A 21139-nucleotide genomic window follows, 5' to 3' on the forward strand; every position below is an offset into this window, starting at 1 on the left:
AGTGTGCAATGTCTCTCTTCGCGAGGTAGGAGACAGGCCGCGGCGCAGCCATGCCGCGAACTTAGTCCATTACACTGACGGGATTTATTATGATTCCTTTAGCTACGCAACAAGAGATCGGCGCCTTAATCATCGGCATTTTCGGGCGTTTGCCGACGGCGGCGGAAATCGATTACTACGACAGCGCATTTGATATCGGCAGCCAGCCGCCCGCCTATATGGCCAGAATTCTAATGAGCCAACCCGATGCTGGTTGGATGAGCGGCCAAAGCGAATACGACATTCTCAGCCAGGTTTATTTCTCCGTTTACAATAGCGCTCCCGATCCGGATTACATCAATGCCTTACTGCAACAGGGGCATTTCAACAGCGCTGTCGCCAGCGTCGTCATCGACCTCTTTAACTATCTGGGGGACGATCCGGTGATGCTGGCGCAGCGTGATGCGCTCGATCAGCGCATTGCAGAAGGTTTGTATCCCGGCACGGCCGCCGATGCCGCCGGCGGAAGCGGCGACGCGCAGGCGATGTTTTATCTGCTGCGAGCGCCCTGGCAGACCGATGAAATTGCGCATGACGGCAAGCTGCTCAATCAGGGGGGCGATCTGGCTGCGTTGGCGCAGAGCAAGATTGCCACCCTGCCGCTTAACGATCTTTCCGATCATGACTTCATTTTGCATCTGTTCGCTCAGGGATTCGAACGGCCACCGACGGCAACTGAACTGGCCGCTTACCAGCAACGGCTGGCGGAAGGCGCGACGCGCGGCGATCTGCTGGTGGATATGATCGCGCAGTTGCGCGGGGTGGTGGCGCCGGAAGATGCGGCGGCTCAACAGCATTTCAATGCGGCGGGCCAGGAATATTCGCCGGGCGAACTGCCGGCGACCGAGTATCTGGAGCAGATAGCGGCGCTGTTCCGTGCATTGCCCGAGCGGGCGGTGGACAGCGTCTCGCTGGACAATTGGAGCAAGACGCTGGCCTCCGGCACCTTGAGCTATGCCGAATTGGTCACGGCCCTTCTGGCGACGCCGGAATTTCAGGCGCAGATCGGTGGTTTACAGGGGGACGACTTTATTCAGCACGTCTATCAGGCGGTGCATGGCCGGGCGGCGAATGAACAGCAGTTGGACCACTACCGGACGTTGGGCGGCGACAAGGCCCTGGTCACGCAGGCGGTGATCGCCGATCTGATCAATGCGCCGCCGACAGGTGATGTTCAGTATGAACAGTGGATGTTCGCGCGCGATGTCGGCGCCAGCCTGGCGTATAAAACGACCGCGTCTCTCGCCACCAGCGAGGGCGGCGGCAACGCGTCGGGTACGGTGAATACGCATGCTCATCATACGCTGAGCAATGCAGAAACCGCCGTGCTTTTCAGGGTGTTCCTGGATGCTGACGCGGACGTCACGGTTGACCTGAGCTATGCCTCGCAGCTTTCTTACCTGATCGTCAATGGCGACGCTGCGGCGGATATCTGGCTGCACAATAACCCTGCGGCTCGGTATGGGGTGGACATAACGGTAAACAATGCCAATGTGACAGTGCATGGCACCTATGGCGACGATCGGGTGCAGCTCACTTCGCAGGCCGATCTCGCCGCCGCCCAAGGGCACTTTTATCTGAACAACGGCAATGACAGCCTGCTATGGGGAGGCAATGCCGATGGCGGCGCCAATCATGTGGGGTGGATATTCAGCGCCGATGGCGGTGACGGGCACGATATTTTGTCCGCCAACCTGATCGTCAAAATGACTTCGACGCTCGATCTCTTTGGCGTGCGCATCAGTACGGTGAGCAGCAATGCCGCCAATTTCAGTCATTTCGAACAGATAGATATGGCGGGTTACATCGGCCAGGCGGAAGCTACGCTGACGCAAATCGGTTGGAACGGTTACAGCACGAAAGCGCTGGCGACGAGTGCTCATGTGTTTGACTACGGGGTGCTGAGCGGCAACGCCACCGTAGAGGGAACGGACGGAGGGACGGTCGTGCAGAGCCGGGCGGCGCAGGCGCTTGGCCGTGAGGGATTGTTGCTGTCCGGCCGGGCGGATAACGTCAAAGTGATCAACGCCAATGCCGATGCGGCGCGCCTTGAAATCAGCGGCATCGGCGATCATGCGGACAGCCGGCTGGAGATAGCCTTCCTTGAGAATGCCACCGATCGTTTCGACCTGTTGTTCTCCGGGCGCGGTAATGCCGGCTCGTTGGCGCTTGACTCGCATGGCGATGAAAATCCATTGACATTGGTTGCCATTAACACCGGCGGCTGGGGAAATGGCGCCTTGACGCTGACGGGGCAAAATGATCAGGTGCAAGACATTACGTTGTCCGGCGGTGCGAATTTCAACCTGACGCTAACGGAGGGGTACACTCAGGTCCGCCAGGTTGACGCTTCGGCCTTTGCCGGTAATGGATTCACCCTGACGTCCTCTCATGGCGGCAGCGGTGACGGCACGATCATTCAAATGTTGGACTTGCTGCCGTTAAGTGGTGGCGCGCAGGCCAAATTGGCGCCGCTGCTGGAAGATCTTGGGCTACAGGGCGAACAGCTGTTGGTCAAAGGCGGAGGAGGCAGCGATCAATTTAACGTGCAGGGAGACACGACGATCGTGGCCGGCGCAGGGAAAAGCCACGTGACGCTGCAGAGCAGCACGGCGGCGTCAGGCGTGACGTTAAAAGACTTTTCGCTGACGCAGGGCAGCATCGACGATGTGCTTTCGGGCCTGCGGATTGCCCATGGCGCCGGCGCTAAGCTGGCGGATTATGGGGTCAGCGATGCGCAAGGCATGGAGGCGAGAATCAGCGCCCTGACGGCCGAGCAGGGCGGCAGCGCCAGCCAGCTGTTGGCCGCGTTGCTCGATCTCGGTCAGCCTGGAGCATTGAGCGCCAAGGTCGGGGTCAGCAGCGTTCTCGGCGAGCAAAACAGCAGCTACCTCATTGTCGATAACAATGATGACCACCGTCTGGATGCGGCGGACAGCGTCATCCTGCTCTTGGGGCAGGACCATCAAAGTTTGCTCAATGAACTGCGTTATGTGCCGGAAATCATGCTCAACGGCACGGTGACTGAGCCGGAGCCGCTGGTCGCGTAAGAGGCGATGTGTTAGCTCAACGGCGCCGGTTATCCTGCCGGCGCCGATAAAAATCCGCATTTTACCTTTCAATTTTCATTACTTACGTTATTCTCATTACGCATTTAATAATAAAAATCTTAGGTTGTTGGTTTATTTAAATTCGAATAATTACTTTACTGAATAAATAAATTTAATCCGGTTAATAGCAATAACCAGAAGGTTCGGCGCTGCCCGTTCCTTCCGCGATGGCACGTCTGCGTGTGGGCGCGGCATGTGGCCAGACAAAATAAGAAAAGCGCCATCATCTGCCACAAGGACTACACCTTATGCTGTTACGATTCAGTCAGTTAACTACCCACAAAGGCGCCGAACTGGGCGCGATAGAACACGCCGTTCCCATGATCGTATTCTCGCCCGACGGCACGGTCTTGCGCGTCAACGATCTCTTCCTCAACACGCTGGGATTTCAACGCGATGACGTGATTGGCCGGCATCACCGTATTTTCTGCGATCCGAACTATGTCGCCAGCCCGTTATATCGCAAGCATTGGGAGACGCTGAATAAGGGGCAGCCCATCACGGACACGATAAAGCGCATCGCGAAAAACGGCGAGGCGATGTGGCTGCAGGGCACCTACGCGCCGGTGCTGAATAAACAGGGTAAGGTGGTGGAAATCGTCAAGATCGCCAGCGAAGTGACCGAGCGAGTGACCCAGGCGCAGGAACACCGCAGCCTGCTGGCGGCGCTGAATCGATCGATGGCGATGATCGCTTTCACGCCGCAGGGCACCATTGTCAGCGCCAACGACAATATGCTGGCGCTGATGGGCTATCGGCTTGAAGAGGCGTGTGGGCAGTCGCATGCGGTGCTGTGCCCGCCGGCGTTCGCCGCTTCCGACGATTATCGGCGGCACTGGCAGCGCCTGGCGCGCGGCGAGTTCATCACCGGGCGTTTTGAGCGCGTCAACCGGCGTGGCGAACGGGTATGGCTGGAGGCCAGCTATAACCCGATCCTCGACAACGACGGCCAGGTGGTGAAAGTGGTGAAGATCGCCCAGGACATCACCCGGCTGATGCAACAGCAGCAGCATGAAGAAGAGATGGTGCGCAACGCGCATCATCTGTCGCTCGATACCGACCGGCAGGCGGCGCAGGGCGCGGTCATCGTGCAGCAGGCGGTGAAGGGCATGCAGCAGGTCGAAGCGGCGGCGCGCGAAACGTCGGGCGTGGTCACCGAGCTCGGCAAGTGCTCTCAGCAGATCGGCACCATCGTCGAAGCCATTCGTAAAATCGCCGCCCAAACCAATCTGTTGGCGATTAACGCCTCCATCGAAGCCGCCCACGCCGGTGAGCACGGGCGCGGTTTTGCGGTGGTGGCCAATGAAGTGCGCACGCTGGCGGAGCAGTCGCGCAAGGCGGCGACCGAGATCGAACGCATGACCAAGTCTATCCAGCAAGGCGTGGCGGCGGCGATCGCCGGCATGGCGACCTGCGTGGAACAGGCCGGCGGCGGTGTGGCATTGACCCACGATGCCGGAGAAGTGATCAACCAGGTCAATATCGGCATGCATGACGTCGTGAAGCTGATGCAGGCGTTTACGTCGGTGAAACAGGGCGACGCGTTGCACTGAGTCTGCCGGACGCCGCCCCTGAAAGCGGGGCGGCGTTTGTCTCTTCCCACCGATCTCTGCGCCGTTGAGCTGCGGTTCAATTTTACCGGTCTATGCTAGACTTGATATGAGCGAACGTTCGTTCATTCATTTATATCAATTTATGGCGCCAGGCGCCCCCTTCACCGTTTCGGGAGCTGCCGATGGGAAACCGAGAAAAGATTGTCGACGCTGCGCTGCACAGCTTTACCCATAAGGGATTTCACCAGACCAGCATGCGGGATATCGCCCAGGCGGCGGGCGTCAGCGTGGGCAACCTCTATAACCATTTTTCCGGCAAGGAGGCGCTGATCGGCGAGATCGCGCTGCTGGAAAACGGCGTATTCGCCGAGTTCGCCGCCGCATTGCGGGCCGAGAAAAAGCGGCCGAAAGAGGCGCTGTCGGCCTTTTTCACCGCCTATCACGCTTTTGTCGCCGAACCGGACAATGTGCAACTGACGGCGGAGATTGTGGCTGAAGTGGCGCGTAACCCGGCATTGGCCGAACCGTTCAGCGCCAACCAGCGGCAGTTGATTGAGGCGCTGGCGACGACGATCGCCGAGGCTCAGCAAATCGGCGAGATCGCGCCGGCGATAGCGCCCTTGCCGCTCGCGCAGCTGGTGCTGGACGTGATCGAAAGCCAAGCCTGGCGGCAGGCGATCTTTGCGTCGCCTGCGCCGGAGGGGGCCACGCCGGTGCGGCTGTTGGAACAACTGCTCTACCGGCATCCCTAGTCGAGGTTGATATGTTGCACATTGAGCCTTATCGCGACGCTGACCGGCTGCAAACGGCGGCGTTGATCTACGCCGCGTTCTGCGACAAATTCCAGCGCGCGCGCCGTCTGAGCGCCCGCCTTCAGTGGCGTCTGTTCTATCGGCTGTGGTGTTGGCGGCAAAGCGGCAGCCGGGAGCGCAGTTTCGTGGTGAAACAGAATGAACAGGTGGTGGCGGCCTTTGCCCTCAATGCGGCCGAGGCAGAGGGCGACGGCGGGTTGCGCCCGCGCGGATTGCCGATTTGGCGGCTGTGTCGCCGCTATGGCTGGCTGAACGTTTGGCGCATGTATCTGCAAATGGCGGTGTTGCAGCATGCCCCGGCGGCCGATGAGCTGTATCTCTCTTACCTGGCGGTGGCGGAGAATCAGCGCGGTAAAGGGGTGGGCAGGCGACTGCTGCAGTGGATGAATGACTACGCCGCCGAACAAGGCGCAGGCCGACGTCTGAGCCTGCATGTCAGCCGGCGCAACGTGAATGCGCAGCGTCTGTACCGGCGCTGCGGCTTTCAGGTGCGACGCGAAGAGCATTACGCCTTGCTGGGGCTGCTGTTCGGCCAGGCCGATTGGATATTGATGGAGAAACGCAACGGGGAGGCGACGTGCGCAAAATAGGGCTGTGCCTCGTGGCGCTGGTTTTGGCGGCGCTTGGCTGGGTGATTTACGTCAACGACTTTCGCTTTGTCACCGAACCGGTCGCGGTGACCGCCGGCGGCAATCGGTTGACCGGCACGCTGGTGCTGCCGGAGCATGCGCCGGTCAAGCCCGGCGTCGTGGTGTTCGTGCACGGCGATGGGCCGGCCAACGCCAGCCGCGACGAAGGCTATTACGGCATTTGGGAGGCGATGGCGCAGCAGGGCTATGCGGTTTTAGCCTTCGATAAGCCGGGCGTTGGCGGCTCCGGCGGCAACTGGCTGCATCAGACCATGGCGGATCGCGCGCGGGAAACCGTCGATATCATCGACTGGGTCCGGCGGGACGGGCGCTTCGATGCGCGCTGCGTGGGGCTGTGGGGCACCAGCCAGGCGGGGTGGGTGATGCCGGAGGTGGCGCGTTTGCGCCCCGACATCGCGTTTACGCTGGCGGTGGCGCCGGCGATCAACTGGCTGCGACAGGGGCGCTATAACACCCGGGCGGCGATGGCGGCGGCGGGGGATGATGAAGCGCAGATCCAGGCGCGCGAGGCGCATTGGCGCCATATCCAAACGCTGCTCGAACAATCGGACGGCTACGCGGAGTACCGCCGCGAGTATGGCGCCGCCGCCGCATTGAGCGCCGACCGCTGGCGCTTTATCCGCGCTAACATGGCCAGCGACGCGACGGCGGGATTGCGGCATTTCACCACGCCGGTGCACCTGATCCTGGGCGGGCGCGACGTCAATGTGGACGCGGACGAAACCGAGCGCGTTTACCGGCAAACGATCCCGGCCTCGCTGCTGACGGTGACGCGCATCGACGAAGCCGATCACGTGATGGTCAAGCCGCTGTTCGCGCGCCATCCGTGGCTGACCAACGTGGTGGGCCTGTTTGCCCCGCGTTCGGTGCAATACGACGCCTACCGGCAGGACGTGGCGGCCTTCCTGGCCGCTCAGCCCTGCGGGCGCGGGCGCTAACCTCAGATCGCCGCGGGCGGCGCCTGCTCGTCATGCGGCTGCGGCGCGCGGGAAATCTGCATCGCCTGCTGCGGCATGCCGATGCCGGCCCGATCGAAATGGATTTTCACCAGCCGGTCGAGAGCGTACTGCACCACCCACTGTTTCAGCGCCTGCGTGCGCACCGTCACGCGGGTGGTGAACGAGCGATCGCCCAGCGCCACCACGCCGTTGAAGACCGGCTCGCCAATCAGGAAATGCTTGACCTGTTCATCCTGCTTCAGCGCCTCGATGGCTTGATGCAGCACCGCATTGACCCGATCGATGTCCTCGTCGCGGCTGACGGTGTAATTGGCGCGGTACACCCCGAACTCACGCGCATAGTTGGCCAGCGTGGTGATCGAAGAGTACGGCACGATGTGATAGACGCCGTAGTCGTCGCGCAGGCCGATCGAGCGGATGGTCATGCGCTCCACGGTGCCGGTGATGCCGCTGACGGTGACGTATTCGCCGGTGTTCATGCCGTTTTCAAACTGGATGAACACGCCGGTGATCACGTCTTTCACCAGCGTCTGGGCACCGAAGCTGATGGCCAGCCCCAGCGCGCCGGCGCCCGCCAGCAGCGGCGCGATGTTCAATCCCACCTGGGACAGCACGATCATCACGGTGATGGTGCTGATAACGATAGCCAACACGTTGCGAAACAGCGTCAGCAGCGTGCGTTCGCGCGCGCTCGGCCGCACGCCGTTGCTCAGCTCCAGCGCCAGGCGGTGCTCGATGATGCTGGCCATCAGCGTCCAGCTGAACACGGCGATCAACAGGATCAGCAGAATATGCACCAGCCCGCCGAGCGTCCGCTGGCCATTTTCGCTGCCCGCCCATTGATACAGGTTGATCAGGTGCCAGGCATCGAGCAGGAACAGCGTCACCGCCAGCACCACCATCACCCGCAGTATCTTCAGCCCGTTCGGGATGTAGGAGTTGATGCGCCGCTCTAGCATCGGGTAGCGCAGATTGACGTCGGTCGGCAGTGAAATGCGGCGGAAAATCCAGCGGGTCAGCATGCCGGACAGCAGCGCGCCGACGCCGACCACCAACAGGCTTTTCACCGTGGCGCTCATCATAAAGCGCAGGCTGTTGCCGATGTCGAACTGGGACAGCACGAACAACACCAGAAAATAGGCGATCGCCAGCAGATGCCAGATATGCCCCAGGCCGCGCAGGATCACGCTGAAAAACGCCATCGACCGTTCGGCCAGCAGGTTGATCTGTTGCTGTATCGGCTTGCGGTTGTGCAGGATCAGCCAAATGGCGTACAGCGTCAGCGCCAGCATCACCACCAGGTTGACGGTGGCGGCGGCCGGGTAGCTTATTTGTACCGCCACCACCGGCACCACCACCATCAGGCCGTAGCCGATCAGACCGCTGAGCCAGGCGAGGCGCGTGTTCCAGTAGTGCGCGCTCCGGTCGCTGAAGGGGAAGGGGCGCAGATAGTCGAAGTTGGGGGCGAAAATCAGCCGCAGCACCGCCTTGAAAAATTCAATCACCGCGAAGGCGCTGAGAAACAGGGTCTGCAGCCGCAGAATGGTGGCGCTGTCGGCGTGGACGTGGCGGGCGAACAGATTGCCCGCCGCCAGCGCCAGCAGCAGCACCAGCAGATCGATGGCGAAAGCGCCGAGAATGGCGGCGGGGCGTTTATACCACGGGCCGCGCTGTAGCCGCGCATTGTGTCCCCAACTGCCCATGCGTTTGTACAGCGGCGCGATCAGCCGCCGGATCAGGTGGAACAGCGCAAAGGTGACCGCCACCGTCAGCAGAAAGTAGCCCAGCGCGCGGAAAAAGCCGGCGGGATTGAAAACGCGCTTCGGGCCGGAGTCGATCAGCTTTTGCAGCGCGCCGAGCTTTTGGTTAAAGGTGCCGATGCCTTCCTGCGCCAGCGAGTTCAGGCTGTCGCTCAGCGTAGCGGGCGTCGATTCTTCCGGCGTTGCCGGCGCGGCGGCGGAGGCGTCGCCGGCGGTCTGTTTCAGGTGGTTGATGAGTTCCGCGCGCGCTTGGTCGTCTTGCAGCAGATCGGCCAGCGCGGCGTAGGCGGCTTTCTGCTGCTCACTCTTGTCGGCGGGCGCGGGCGGCGCATTTTGCGCCAGCGCCGGTGGTGCGAAGACGTTCAGGGCCAGCAACAGCAGCAGGAAAAGCAGGTGTTCTCGCAGATGAGAACCTCGTCGGGAGTATGCGTTTGGCGGCATGGTTCCTCTCTTTGGCGTTCTGTGATCGGCGGATATAAAAGCAATACGATGAAAAACAATCAATATAGTAGGAAAGGTGGCGCGACGGGGCGTGGGAGAGCGTGCGGAATGAAAGCGGCGGGCGCGTGGCGCGCCCGCCGTTAAACCGCTTGGATCAGGACACGTGCTGCAGGAACTCCTGCAGACGCGGGCTTGGCGGATGATTGATCAGATCGTGCGGGTTGCCGTCTTCGGCAATCCGGCCCTTGTCGATAAAGATCAGGCGCGACGCCACTTTTTCGGCAAAGCCGACTTCATGAGTGACGATGACCATCGTCATCCCTTCTTCGGCCAGATCCTGCATGACCTTCAGCACTTCGTGGCGCAGCTCCGGATCGAGCGCGGAGGTCGGCTCGTCGAACAGCATCATTTTCGGCTTCACCGCCAGCGCGCGGGCAATCGCCACGCGCTGCTGCTGGCCGCCCGACAGTTCAGACGGGTAATGGTGGGCGCGCTCCGCCAGACCGACTTTGGCCAGCAGCTCGCGCGCCAGCTTTTCCGCATCGGACTTCTTCGCGCCGCGTACGCGGATCGGGCCGAAGGCGACGTTTTCCAGCGCTGTCAGGTGCGGGAACAGATAGAACTGCTGGAACACCATGCCGGCTTCCTGGCGGATCAACCGATCGTCCACTTTCGGATCGTTGGCTTTCAGGCCGTCGACGATCAGATCGCCGCTGGTGACTTCTTCCAGCTTGTTGATGCAGCGCAGCAGGGTGGATTTGCCGGAGCCGGACGGCCCGATGATCACCACCACTTCGCCTTTGTCGATCTTCAAATCGATGTTGTGCAGCACCTGGGTTTGGCCAAAATGCTTGGAGACGTTTTTAAATTCAATCACAGGATTTTCATCCTTCTTTCCAGACGACGCAGCACGAAGCTCAGCACCAGGGTAATAATCAGATAGATAACCGCCACGGCGCTCCAGATTTCCAGCGCGCGGAAGTTACCGGCAATAATTTCCTGACCCTGACGGGTCAGCTCCGCCACGCCGATCACGATGAACAGCGAGGTGTCTTTGATGCTGATGATCCACTGGTTGCCCAGCGGCGGCAGCATGCGGCGCAGCGCCAGCGGCATAATGACGTAGCGGATGGTTTCGCGGCGCGACAGGCCGAGCGCCAGGCCGGCCTCGCGGAAACCGTTATGGATAGACAGCACCGCGCCGCGGGTGATTTCCGCGATGTAGGCGCCGGAGTTGATCATGATGGTCACCACCGCCGCGGTGAACGGATCGATGCGCAAATCGGTGAACGCCATCGGCAGGGCGAAGTAGATGAACATCACCTGCACCACGATCGGCGTGCCGCGGATCACTTCGATAAACACCAACGCGATGTGGTTGGCGATCCAACCGCCATAGGTGCGGGCAAAGCCGGCGACGAGGCCGATGATCAGGCCGCCAATCAGACCGAGGACCGAAATCCACAGGGTCATTTTGGCGCCCTCTAACAAGATAGGAATGGCGGGCCAGATGGCGCTCCAGTCGAACTGCATGATATTTCTCCCGGTGATCCCAAACGTGGGTATCAGATACAACGAAGCGCAGGGGGTTAAGCGCCCCCTGTGCTTAAGTTAATAGCTTGCCAAATTCACAGCTTACTTAGGTTCGGTGCCGAACCACTTCTTGTAGATTTCGTTATAGGTGCCGTTCTCACGCAGGGTTTTCAGCGCGCCGTTCACCTTCTCGCGCAGCGCATCGCTGCCTTTAGGGAAGGCGATGCCATACTGCTGCGCTTCCAGCGAATCGCCGACGGTTTTGAACTTGCCGGCGCCAGCCGTCTTAATGAAGTATAGGATGTTTGGCGTGTCGTGCAGCACCGCGTCGGCGCGCTTGGTGCCCAGTTCCATATAGGCGTTGTCAATGTTCGGGAACTGACGCAGATCCTTGGTTTTGATGTGCTGCTTGGCGTAATCCACCGAGCCGGTGCCGCTCTTCACCGCCACCACTTTGCCGTTCAGATCGTCGATGCTTTTCACGCTGTTGTTGTCGGCATTGACCATCACCAGCAGGCCGCTTTTGTAGTAACCGTCGGAGAAGTCGATGGCTTTCTTGCGCTCATCGGTGATGGTGATGCCGGCCAGCGCCAGATCGACGTTTTTGGTCTGCAGCGCCGGAATGATGCCGCCGAAGTCCATCGGTTTCAGGGTGTAGTCCAGCTTCAGCTCTTTGGCGACGGCGGCCCACAGGTCGATGTCGAAGCCGACGTATTTGTCGCCTTGCTTGAACTCAAAAGGAACGAAAGCGGTGTCGGTGGCGACCACCAGTTTGTCTGCTGCGTGAGAACTTACGGCAAAGGCCAGGGAGAGTGCGGCCAGGGAGACTTTAAAAATCGACTTCATGAGAGGAATTCCTGTACAGGTTGCGGATTACCCATTTTTTATATTGCAGTTGGTGCCATGAAAAAATCGTGCCATGTTTTCAACTACTATAAAAACAAAGAGTTACTTCGTGATGTTGTGCCGGAAAGGCGAATTGTTATGGTTGTGCACCACAATGAGGCACCGAAATGGTGCGTAAGAATTATCTTGGTGCACGGGGCTATCATTAACCAAATTTTGGCTGTGAAACAACCGTTCTTTAACGTTTTTGCTTCAATATTGATAACTAACTCTAACTTTCATGATGCACCGACGGTGCAAGCGGGGGCCGCGAGAGGAGAAAAAGGGGAGCAGATAATGCTAACGCAACTGGCTGTCTTTGCTGCCGCGCCGGTTGTACAGGCTGGTGGCCGCGTGTTTTTTGTCTTGTTCGGTCTGGCAGGCGAGGCAATAACGCACCCCCTTCAGCGCCTTGCGGCGCGCCTCGGGGATCGGTTCTCCGCATTCCTGGCAATAGCGTTCGCTCTCGCCATGCCCGAGCGCATCACGCGCGCGCTGCACCGCATCGTCGACGGTAGAATCAATTTGATCTTGTACGGCGCCGTCCGCCGCCCAGCCGCTGGCCATCATCACCTCCTGATAAGGGAAACCTACCGTTTAATATGGGCCGTTTTTTGCACAATTCAACGACCGCGCAAAAGAAAACAGGCCGGGCGAAGCCCAGCCTGTTCTGCCCGGCACGACGGGCGGTCTGCAACGCGTTGCGGCGTTATTCGATATTGGATTCGATGAACCACAGGAACTTGTCCAGATCGCGCGAGGCGGCGGTGAACATGTCGGCGGTGTCTTCGTCTTCCACTTCGGTAATGGCTTTGCGGATGTCATTCGCCACCGCGCCGTAGCGATCGGCCAGCGCTTTCAGGTGTTCTTGCACGCTGTGGATATTGGTTGGATAGCTTTTCAGCGGCGTGCGATCGTTCACCACCTGTACGGTGCCCAGCGCCACGCCGCCCAGCTGCACCACGCGCTCGGCGAAGGTGTCCTGGTGCTCGATGATGGCGGTGCGGAAGCCGTCCAGCATTTCATGAACCGCGATAAAGTTCGCGCCACGCATGTTCCAGTGCGCCTGTTTGGTGATCAACGAGAGATCGATGAATTGCACGACCTGATGGTTCAGCGCCTTGATGGCGGCCAGTTTGATTTTTTCGTCCAGATCGTTACGGGTATACAGCAGATCAGAAGATTTCGTTTTCACCAGTTTAGCGGTACTCATATCAGATATCCTCTTGATTAGTCGTTGTCCTATTTCGTTACGGGATCAATTATAGCAGGGCTGTTTATTTTTGCCGGACGAAAATGGCTATTGCACAAATAGGGTTAGCCTACGAATAATTGGTCTGGTTGAATTTTTATTTAATGCAACAGCATGAAAAATATAATTATTTATCATTCACTGATTTATTGTTTATGGCTGTGAAAATTTACCTTGGTTATTTTATTTTTTCGCCTGCGGGTTTCGGCTAAATATCCGCTTTGTTATCGTGGTGTTAATTTCTCATCCATTCATATTGATAGCGGTAATTGATGCCGCTACAGTAGGGTAATTATCCTCTCTCTTTATAGGCGAATAATGAAAATTAACGTCGTCGGCACCAGCGGCAGCGGTAAAAGCACCCTGGCGCGTCAACTGGCGGAACGTCTTGACGTTCCCTATATCGAGATGGACAGACTCTATTGGCGGCCCGAGTGGCAGGGGACGCCCGATGGTGCGTTCCTGGCGCGGCTTGAGCAGACGCTGGCCGAAGCGGGAGGAGGCTGGGTGCTGGACGGCAACTACAGCCGCACGCAACCGATCAAGTGGCGCGAGGTCGATTATATCCTGTGGCTGGACTACGGTTTCTGCCGCACGTTGTGGCAAGCCGTGCGGCGCGCGTGCCGACGCGCGGCCAGCAAAAGCGAGCTGTGGCCGGGCACCGGCAATCGGGAAAGTTTCCGCCGTTCTTTCTTTAGCCGCGAGTCGATCGTGCTGTGGACGATCCGCACTTACTCGAAGAACCGGCGAAAATACCTGGCGGAGATGGCCCGTACCGATGCAGGGCACCGTTTCGTGCGCTTGCGCTCTCCCCGCCAGGCCGCCGATTTTCTACGGACGCTGCCGCAGGCTCACAGCAGCAGGCGGTGATGGATCCTCACCACCGCTTTCTTGACGTGCTGCGGCTGCTGCCACAGGCAGCCGGTCTTATGCGGTTCCATCTGGAAAAAGATCGCGAACATACCGTGCGTCATGTGCAGCGTTTGCGGGTGGCGTTTGATGTCCAGCAGCAGCAGGTCGCTATTTTCTGCATGCGGATGTTCGCGATGCCAGTCGCCCGCCAGGCCGTATTCGATGCGTTCTTCGCCGCTGATCAGCAGATGCAGCGCGATGTACTCCTGATGCATTTCGGCGCGCTTTTCCGCCGCCGGCACGGTGGTCAGCGTCATCACGTCCATAAAGATGTTATCGCCGTCGATCGGGTGATGGCCCAGTGCCAGTTCGGGCAGGTCGCATCGGCGCAACTCGGTCAGGGTTGAAACCAGCGCTGGCGCGAGTCCGCGGCCGAAGCGTGGGTTGAACAGGCTGTTATGAATCACTGTTATTCTCCATGTGAGCGAAAGTCCAAAGAGCCTGCGATACAGGCTAAGGGGAAGTATGCCGATTTGTCACGAGGAAAACAGTTAACCCGCCTGCATTCCGGCGTTGCGGTCGGCAGGCGAGTCAGGCGATCAGGAAAGGCTTTCGAGGCGCGGTTTGGGGCGAATGGTCAGGGCGGAACCCATGGAGGCGGCGATGATCGCCGCCAGCGCCAACCATTGTACGCCGCTCAGGTGTTCGCCGAGGAACAGCATGCCGGACAGCGCCGCCATCGCCGGCTCCAGGCTCATTAAGGTGCCGAAAGTGCGCGCCGGAATTTTGGGCAGCGCGATGATCTCCAGCGAATAAGGCAGCGCGGTGGAGAGGATCGCCACCGCCAGAGCGACCGGCAGAATATCGAGGTTGAACAGCACGCTGCCGGTTTGCCAGGCGCCGATCGGGCAGAACACCAGCGCGGCGATCAACGAACCGAGCGCCACCGTGCCGGGGCCGTGATCGCCGCCGGCCTTTTGGCCGAAAATGATATAGACCGCCCAGCAGGCGCCGGCGCCGAGCGCACAGGCGGCGCCGAACGGATCGATCCCACCTACGCCGTGGCCGAGCGGCAACAGGAACCACAACCCGGCGATCGCCAGCGCCACCCAGAGAAAGTCGATCGGCCGCCGCGACGAGAACATGGCCACCGCCAACGGGCCGGTAAACTCCAACGCCACGGCGATGCCGAGCGGCACGGTGCGCAGCGACAGGTAGAACAGGTAGTTCATCGCGCCGAGCGACAGGCCGTAAATCAGCAGCGGCAAGCGGCTGCCGGCGACGATGCGCATACGCCACGGGCGGAAGATAATGAACAGAATCAGGGTGCCGATGAAAAGACGCAGCGTCGTAATGCCTTCCGCGCCCACGATCGGGAACAGGCTTTTGGCCAACGAGGCACCGCTTTGGATAGACACCATGGCGATGATTAACAGACAGATGGGCAGCAGCGCGGAGGGCGCTCTGCCGGAAGTAGATAACGACATCCTTAACGGGCCTTTTTTGCGCCGTTCCTCAGCCTTGAGAAAACGGTCGAAACGGGGATGCGAGCAGTGTAAATGAAATGGCGAAAATCTGTCTGAGAAAAGCGCACATCGCGGTGAAATCCGCCGATCCTCGGATGAGATGTGGCGAATTTGGTCAAAAAGTGCGCTTTTTCTTAAGAATTATCTGGATATTAAATTGGTGATTTTTGTCACAGAAAGCCGTAGAATACGGCCGAAAATAGAGCGAAAAGAAGCAGATACACTGTTCTTGAAATCTTCTGTTACACGATATAAAGCATTAGACACTCATTTCAAGGCAGAGTTTCACGCTAATTTTTGTTATATTTTCAAAGCATGAACAAATGGATGTACTTAATAATAAAACGCGTTTGAGGTGGTTATGAAAAAAATTGCATGTCTTTCCGCAGTAGCAGCTTGCGTATTAGCAGTTAGCGCAGGTACCGCATTCGCTGGTCAGAGCACCGTATCCGCTGGCTATGCGCAGGGTGATCTCCAAGGCGTTGCTAACAAGGCCAACGGTTTCAACCTGAAATACCGTTACGAGTTCGACAACAACCCACTGGGTGTGATCGGCTCCTTCACCCACCTGGAAAAAAATCGTTCTGAAAGCGGTTTCTACAAGAAATCTCAGTACGATTCCATCACCGCAGGTCCAGCTTACCGCTTCAACGACTGGGCGAGCATCTACGGTGTGATCGGTGTTGGCTACGGCAAAAACATCGACAACGCCCAGGCTGGCGGTAACAAAGGTGGCAACAGCGACTACGGCTTCACCTACGGTGCCGGTCTGCAGTTCAACCCAATCGAAAACGTTGCCCTGGACGTTGGCTACGAGCAGAGCCGCATCCGCAGCGTGGACGTTGGCAGCTGGAACGTTGGCGTAGGCTACCGCTTCTAAGATTTCTTCATGCCTGCGGGCGTGAATGCGCGGCACCGGTTGCCGCGCGGATAAAAAATCCGCCTTCGGGCGGATTTTTTTTATCTGTCATTAGCTGCCGCGCCCCGTCGGCTGCGTCGAAAAGCGCGCGCTGCGGGCATCGCGCTCATAGCCTTGCGGTTCGGTCAGTAAACCGTACAGCTCGGGGCGGCGTCCGTAAATCCAGCGGCGGCCGGTGCTGAGCGGGATCAGCGTCAGATCGAGATCGGCGCTGACCAGCCGGTCCTCCGCCGCCCAGGTCTCCGCCACGATGCGGCCGTAGGGATCGAGGATCATCGCATTGCCGGTGCGTACCTCATCGTCATCGCGGCCCACGCCGTTGCTGAACAGCAAAAACAGCCCGTTGTCATGAGCGCGCGAGGGCAGCCAGCGCATCAGCCAGCCGCGGCCGTGTTCGCCGCGAAAGGCGGCTTCTATCGCCTGCGGATCTTCCGCTCGCCGCTGCCACAGCGCCGGTGGGATCGGCTTCATACCGTGCGGGCTGCGCGAATGGGTGCCGCCGGTCTGGTGCGGGGCCATCAACACCTCCGCGCCCAGCAGCGCCGTCGCGCGCGCATTCTCCACCAGATTGTTGTCCCAACAGATCAATACGCCCACGCGCACGCCCCAGGGGGTGTCGAACACCGTATAGCGATCGCCGCTGGCGAGAGCCGGATGTTCGAAGGCGTGCAGTTTACGGTGCACATGCAGCGCGCCGTCCGGCAGGCATACGGCGTAGGCGTTGTAGCAACGGCCGTCATCGCCCAGCTCGATCAGCCCGACGCCGATCGCCATGTTGTAACGCTCCGCCAGCGGGCGAATGCGCGCCAGCGAAGGGCTGGCCGCGATCGGTTCCGCCAGCGCCCGCACTTCGGCGTCGGACAGATGGCGTACGTGCCAATAGCCGGTGATGCACATTTCCGGGAAGGCCAGCAGCTGTACCTGCTGCTCGGCCGCCTGAGCGATAAAGCGCTCGATGGTCGACAGGTTGTAATTTTTATCGTTGGCGCGATGCTGGAATTGCACCGTGGCGGCGCGCAATGAGATGGTCATGGGGTCTCTCCGGTTAGGGTCTGCGTTGATTACAGCAGGTGGATTGATTACTGTATAATCAATTAAATTCCTTATTCGATAACTTAATGGAATGGATATAAAACAACTGCGCGCCCTGGTGGCGCTGGCCGAACAGGGCAACTATCGTCAGGCGGCGAGCCGGCTATGCATCAGCCAACCGGCGCTGAGCAAGCAAATTCAGGCGCTGGAAACCCAGCTCGGCATTCGATTGTTCGAGCGTGGCCGACAGGGGGCGGTGCTCACCGCCGGCGGGCAGCGGCTCTACCCGGAGGCGCAGGCGCTGGTGGCGCAGTACCAGCAGTTTCAGCGGCGCGCGCGGCGGGTGGCCCTCGGGGAAGCGGGGCGGCTGTCGCTGGGATTTGGCCTTTCCAGCTTTCATCTGGCGCCGCAGCTGGTGGCGGCCTTTCGCCAACGGTTCCCCGAGGTGGCGATCGGCCTGGAGGACTTGCCGTCGGAACGCCAGTATCAGCTGTTGCTGCAGGGAGAGTTGCAGGCGGGGTTCGTGCGTTTGCCGGTCAATACGCCGCTGTGCGGCGTGGCATTGCTGAGCGATCGGTTGGTGCTGGCCGCGCCGGGCGCGCTGGCGCTGCGCGCCGACGATCTGATGGCGCGTTTCAATCAGTTGCCGCTGTTGCAGCTGACGCCCAAACGCGGGCGCGGGCTGAGCGATCAGTCGCTGCGGTTTATCGCCGCTCACCGGTTGGTGCCGAATGTGGTGCAGCAGGCCGGTGATATCCAAACGTTGTTGGCGTTGGTTGCCGCCGGCGTAGGTGTCGCGCTGCTGCCGCACAGCATCACGCATATCGCGCCGGCCGGTATCGACATTTTACCGCTGAGCGGCGAGGAGACGGAGTGGCAGGTCGGTATCGCTTGGGATCCGCAGCGCGCCGACGCGCTGCGGGACAACTTCATTCAGACGGCGTTGACGGTGCAACGCGCTTAGGCATTCAAAGCGGGCAATGCATCACGACGATCGGGCTCTGGTGATACTCGCTGCGGTGGCTTTCGCTAAAGCCGACTTTTTTCGCCAGCGCCAGCGAGGCCTGGTTTTCCGGCGAGATGATGCAGACGGTTTGCGCGCCCGGCAGGTGCGTCTTACCCCAGGCCAGCGCCGCCCGCAGCGCCTCGGTGGCGTAGCCTTTGCCGTGCGCTGAGCTCACCAGCGTCCAGCCCATTTCCGGCGCGTCGAGCGCCGGGGTGATGTCGCGCAGGAAGTTGGAGAAGCCGATGCTGCCGAGATACTCGCCGCTTTGTTTGTCACGCACCGCCCAATACCCGTATCCCAGCAGCGCCCAGTGGCCGACGTAGCGCATCAGGCGCCCCCAGGAGTCTTCCCGGTCGCGCGGCGTGCCGCCGATATAGCGCACCACCAGCGGATCGGCCCACAGAGCGGCCAGCGAGTCGAAGTCGTCCAGCGTGTGCGCGTCCAGCCGCAGGCGTTCGGTGATAAGCGTTGGCGCGGTGTTGATTACGGTCATGTTGCTGCTCCTGCACAGGGTGAAAGGCGATGAAAAACAACGGCGTTCAGTATGCCAGAGAAATCACACCGCCAGCCACAACAGCCAGGTGAACAGAAAGCCGCTCAGGCCGAGCAGGGTGGTCAGCACCGTCCAGGTCTTCAGGCCATCGGCCACCGACAGCCCCAGATAGCGCGTGACGATCCAAAAACCGGAGTCGTTGACGTGGGAAAGCCCCAGTCCGCCGAAACAGGTCGCCAGCGTCACCAGCACCAGCTGCAGCTGATTCAACCCGCTGACCGCTTCCGACAACAGGCCGCCGGTGGTCAGGATCGCCACGGTGGCGGAACCCTGCGAAGCGCGCAGCGCCAGAGAAATGATAAACGCGGCGGGCACCAGCGGCAGGCCGATGGCCGTCAGCACTTCCGCCAGCGCCTTGCCGACGCCGGATTCCACCAACACCTTGCCGAACACGCCGCCCGCGCCGGTCACCAGGATCACCACCGCGGCGGTCGGCAGCGCGGCGCCCATCACGTCGCTGGCGTGTTGCAGACTCCAGCCGCGGCGCAGCGCCAGGAAGTAGAAGGCCAGCAGCAGGGCTATCATCAGCGCCACCGCCGGCGACCCCAGCAGAGACAGCGCATCGCGCAGCGCCGAGCCTGCCGGCAACAGCGTGGCGGAGACGGTGCCGAGCATGATGATGGCGATCGGGATGACGATCAGCGCCGCCACCAGGCCGGCGCCGGGCGGGTTGATGCGATCGCTGAGCGGCGCGTGATCTTCCGGCCGCGGCTCCGGCGCCGCCAGCTGCAGTTGTTCCAGCACCTCTATCGATAACGGATAGGTTTTGCGGTTGAGGTAGTTGGCGGCGAAATAGCCGATCACGCCGACCGGAATACAGATCGCGAGGCCGATGATGGTCAGCCAACCGATGTCGGCGTTGAGCAGGCCGGCGGCGGCGACCGGGCCGGGGTGCGGCGGCAGCGCGACGTGTACCGTTAACATCACGCCGGCCATCGGCAGGCCGAACTTCAGCGGCGACACTTTGGCGACCTTGGCGAAGCCGTAAATAATCGGCGCCAGAATGATAAAGCCGACGTCGAAGAAGACCGGAATGCCGAGGATAAATGCGGCGAGGGTCAGCGCGGCGACGGTATGTTTCGGCCCCAGCCCCTGGCTGAAGCGTTGCGCCAGCGACTCGGCGCCGCCCGAGTGTTCGATCATGCGCCCGAGCATCGCCCCCAGACCGATGATGATGGTCACCGAGCCAAGCACGCCGCCCATCCCGGCGGTCATCACTTTCATCACTTCACCGGTCGGAATGCCGCTGGCCAACGCCACCAGCAGACTGACCACCAACAGCGCGACAAAGGGTTGCACCTTCGCCTTGATCACCATCAATAACAGCAGCACCACGCCGAGTACGGCAATCAGCAACAGCAGAGAGGTAGACATGAAAAAAGCCTTTCGTTGGGTAAGCGTTGGGCACCGCGATCGCCGCGTGGCGATACGGGTGCGTTTCATTGTTATAAAATCGTTTTCCTGGTGTCGGCGTGCGGCTTTAGCGGTAAGGCTTCAGCCAGCCGAGTCCGGCGGCGGTGTCGCCACGCGGGCGGTATTCGCAACCGATCCAGCCCTGATAGCCGAGCGCATCCAGCTTGTCGAACAGCCACGGGTAATTCAGTTCGCCCTCATCCGGTTCATGACGATCCGGCACCGAGGCTATCTGGATATGCGCGTAGCGCCCGGCCAGCGTTTCCAGCAGCCCGCTGATATTGCCGTCCACTAACTGCGCGTGGAAAAAGTCGAACTGGATGAACACGTTCGGTCTCTCGATCGCCGCCACCGCTTCCGCCGCCTGATGTTGACTGGCGAACAGGTAGTCGGGCTTGACCGGTGGACTGAGCGCTTCGATCAGCACCTTGACGCCGTGCGGGGCGAAGGCGTCGGCGGCATAGCGCGCATTGGCGATAAAGGTGTCGAGATAACGCTGCCGATCCGCGCCCGCGGGCACCACGCCGGCCATCAGGTGCACGCAGGGGCAGGAAAGGGCGATGGCGTAGGCCAGCGCGCGATCGATATCAGCGCGCGCATCTTGCTCGCGGCCCGGCAGCGCCGCCAGCCCCCATTCGCCGGCGGCGACATCGCCGGGCGCGGTATTGAACAGCACCTGTTGCAGGCCGTGTTCGCGCAGCTTTTCGGCCAACAGCTCGGCGGGATGTTCGTAAGGGAACAGGAATTCCACCGCGCTGAAGCCTTGTTCGGCAGCGGCGGTGAAGCGATCGAGGAACGGCACCTCGGTAAACATCATCGATAAATTGGCGGCAAATTTAGGCAT

Annotated in this window: 20 protein-coding genes; 8 read left to right on the forward strand and 12 right to left on the reverse strand. The window is 60.3% G+C overall.

Translation table 11 applies throughout. From position 1 onward, the window contains the following. The first annotated feature begins 89 nt into the window (after positions 1–89). The 5 genes from IT763_RS06820 (at position 90) to IT763_RS06840 (ending at position 7102) form a co-directional block, all read left to right on the forward strand. Positions 90–3089 carry a DUF4214 domain-containing protein gene (locus IT763_RS06820; protein ID WP_193842663.1) on the forward strand — a complete coding sequence of 1000 codons (3000 nt, stop codon included), beginning with the start codon at positions 90–92 and terminating at the stop codon, positions 3087–3089. Between the two features lie 308 nt (positions 3090–3397). Beyond that, positions 3398–4702: a PAS domain-containing methyl-accepting chemotaxis protein gene (locus tag IT763_RS06825; protein ID WP_206195285.1), complete on the forward strand. Its 1305-nt coding sequence runs from the start codon at positions 3398–3400 to the stop codon at positions 4700–4702. A 182-nt stretch (positions 4703–4884) separates the two neighbouring features. Next, a complete protein-coding gene (locus tag IT763_RS06830) occupies positions 4885–5454 on the forward strand; it encodes a TetR/AcrR family transcriptional regulator (RefSeq protein ID WP_197754618.1) in 570 nt (189 codons plus the stop codon). A gap of 11 nt (positions 5455–5465) precedes the next feature. Beyond that, positions 5466–6104 carry an N-acetyltransferase gene (locus tag IT763_RS06835; protein WP_206195286.1) on the forward strand — a complete coding sequence of 213 codons (639 nt, stop codon included), beginning with the start codon at positions 5466–5468 and terminating at the stop codon, positions 6102–6104. After that, positions 6092–7102, forward strand: a complete 1011-nt coding sequence (locus tag IT763_RS06840; RefSeq protein WP_016928518.1) for a S9 family peptidase — start codon at positions 6092–6094, stop codon at positions 7100–7102. The genes IT763_RS06835 and IT763_RS06840 overlap by 13 nt, the downstream gene beginning before the upstream one ends. 2 nt (positions 7103–7104) lie before the next feature. Here the strand turns inward: IT763_RS06840 and ybiO are convergent, their stop codons facing one another. The 6 genes from ybiO to dps all read right to left on the reverse strand — a co-directional run bounded on the left by ybiO (position 7105) and on the right by dps (position 12955). Next, on the reverse strand, positions 7105–9324 hold the full coding sequence (gene ybiO, locus IT763_RS06845) for a mechanosensitive channel protein (protein WP_206195287.1): 2220 nt from the start codon (positions 9322–9324) through the stop codon (positions 7105–7107). Positions 9325–9478: 154 nt separating this feature from the next. Continuing rightward, complete coding sequence (gene glnQ, locus IT763_RS06850; protein WP_004939230.1) at positions 9479–10201, reverse strand: glutamine ABC transporter ATP-binding protein GlnQ; 723 nt, start codon at positions 10199–10201, stop codon at positions 9479–9481. Continuing rightward, on the reverse strand, positions 10198–10857 hold the full coding sequence (gene glnP / locus IT763_RS06855) for a glutamine ABC transporter permease GlnP (protein ID WP_004939229.1): 660 nt from the start codon (positions 10855–10857) through the stop codon (positions 10198–10200). The genes glnQ and glnP overlap by 4 nt, the downstream gene beginning before the upstream one ends. A gap of 102 nt (positions 10858–10959) precedes the next feature. Further along, a complete protein-coding gene (gene glnH, locus IT763_RS06860) occupies positions 10960–11703 on the reverse strand; it encodes a glutamine ABC transporter substrate-binding protein GlnH (protein WP_019454486.1) in 744 nt (247 codons plus the stop codon). Between the two features lie 339 nt (positions 11704–12042). Further along, positions 12043–12309, reverse strand: coding sequence for a DksA/TraR family C4-type zinc finger protein (locus IT763_RS06865; protein WP_016928515.1), 267 nt, complete (start codon positions 12307–12309; stop codon positions 12043–12045). Between the two features lie 142 nt (positions 12310–12451). Further along, positions 12452–12955 carry a DNA starvation/stationary phase protection protein Dps gene (gene dps / locus IT763_RS06870; RefSeq protein WP_016928514.1) on the reverse strand — a complete coding sequence of 168 codons (504 nt, stop codon included), beginning with the start codon at positions 12953–12955 and terminating at the stop codon, positions 12452–12454. A gap of 357 nt (positions 12956–13312) precedes the next feature. Here dps and IT763_RS06875 point away from each other — a divergent pair, with 357 nt between their 5' ends. After that, positions 13313–13864 (forward strand): shikimate kinase, encoded by a 552-nt coding sequence (locus IT763_RS06875; RefSeq protein ID WP_049299851.1) that lies wholly within the window; start codon positions 13313–13315, stop codon positions 13862–13864. On the opposite strand, the gene nanQ is transcribed toward IT763_RS06875, so the two are convergent. Both nanQ and rhtA read right to left on the reverse strand, forming a co-directional pair. Beyond that, complete coding sequence (gene nanQ, locus IT763_RS06880; RefSeq protein ID WP_016928512.1) at positions 13846–14313, reverse strand: N-acetylneuraminate anomerase; 468 nt, start codon at positions 14311–14313, stop codon at positions 13846–13848. The two genes, IT763_RS06875 and nanQ, sit on opposite strands and share 19 nt — an antisense overlap. 132 nt (positions 14314–14445) lie before the next feature. Next, a complete protein-coding gene (gene rhtA, locus IT763_RS06885) occupies positions 14446–15333 on the reverse strand; it encodes a threonine/homoserine exporter RhtA (RefSeq protein ID WP_004939202.1) in 888 nt (295 codons plus the stop codon). A gap of 400 nt (positions 15334–15733) precedes the next feature. On the opposite strand from rhtA, the gene ompX reads away from it, so the two are divergent. Continuing rightward, positions 15734–16252: an outer membrane protein OmpX gene (gene ompX / locus IT763_RS06890; RefSeq protein WP_004939201.1), complete on the forward strand. Its 519-nt coding sequence runs from the start codon at positions 15734–15736 to the stop codon at positions 16250–16252. 90 nt (positions 16253–16342) lie between these two features. Here the strand turns inward: ompX and IT763_RS06895 are convergent, their stop codons facing one another. After that, positions 16343–17323 carry a nitrilase family protein gene (locus IT763_RS06895; RefSeq protein ID WP_206195288.1) on the reverse strand — a complete coding sequence of 327 codons (981 nt, stop codon included), beginning with the start codon at positions 17321–17323 and terminating at the stop codon, positions 16343–16345. Positions 17324–17414: 91 nt separating this feature from the next. On the opposite strand from IT763_RS06895, the gene IT763_RS06900 reads away from it, so the two are divergent. Further along, on the forward strand, positions 17415–18287 hold the full coding sequence (locus IT763_RS06900) for a LysR family transcriptional regulator (RefSeq protein ID WP_016928509.1): 873 nt from the start codon (positions 17415–17417) through the stop codon (positions 18285–18287). A 4-nt stretch (positions 18288–18291) separates the two neighbouring features. On the opposite strand, the gene IT763_RS06905 is transcribed toward IT763_RS06900, so the two are convergent. The 3 genes from IT763_RS06905 to otnI form a co-directional block, all read right to left on the reverse strand. Further along, positions 18292–18822, reverse strand: coding sequence for a GNAT family N-acetyltransferase (locus IT763_RS06905; protein WP_016928508.1), 531 nt, complete (start codon positions 18820–18822; stop codon positions 18292–18294). A 63-nt stretch (positions 18823–18885) separates the two neighbouring features. Then, positions 18886–20256 (reverse strand): GntP family transporter, encoded by a 1371-nt coding sequence (locus tag IT763_RS06910; protein ID WP_016928507.1) that lies wholly within the window; start codon positions 20254–20256, stop codon positions 18886–18888. A gap of 106 nt (positions 20257–20362) precedes the next feature. After that, entirely contained in the window at positions 20363–21139 is a 777-nt protein-coding gene (gene otnI, locus IT763_RS06915; RefSeq protein ID WP_016928506.1) for a 2-oxo-tetronate isomerase, read from the reverse strand.

The sequence above is a fragment of the Serratia sp. CMO1 genome (assembly GCF_015689115.1).
Taxonomy (GTDB): domain Bacteria; phylum Pseudomonadota; class Gammaproteobacteria; order Enterobacterales; family Enterobacteriaceae; genus Serratia; species Serratia marcescens.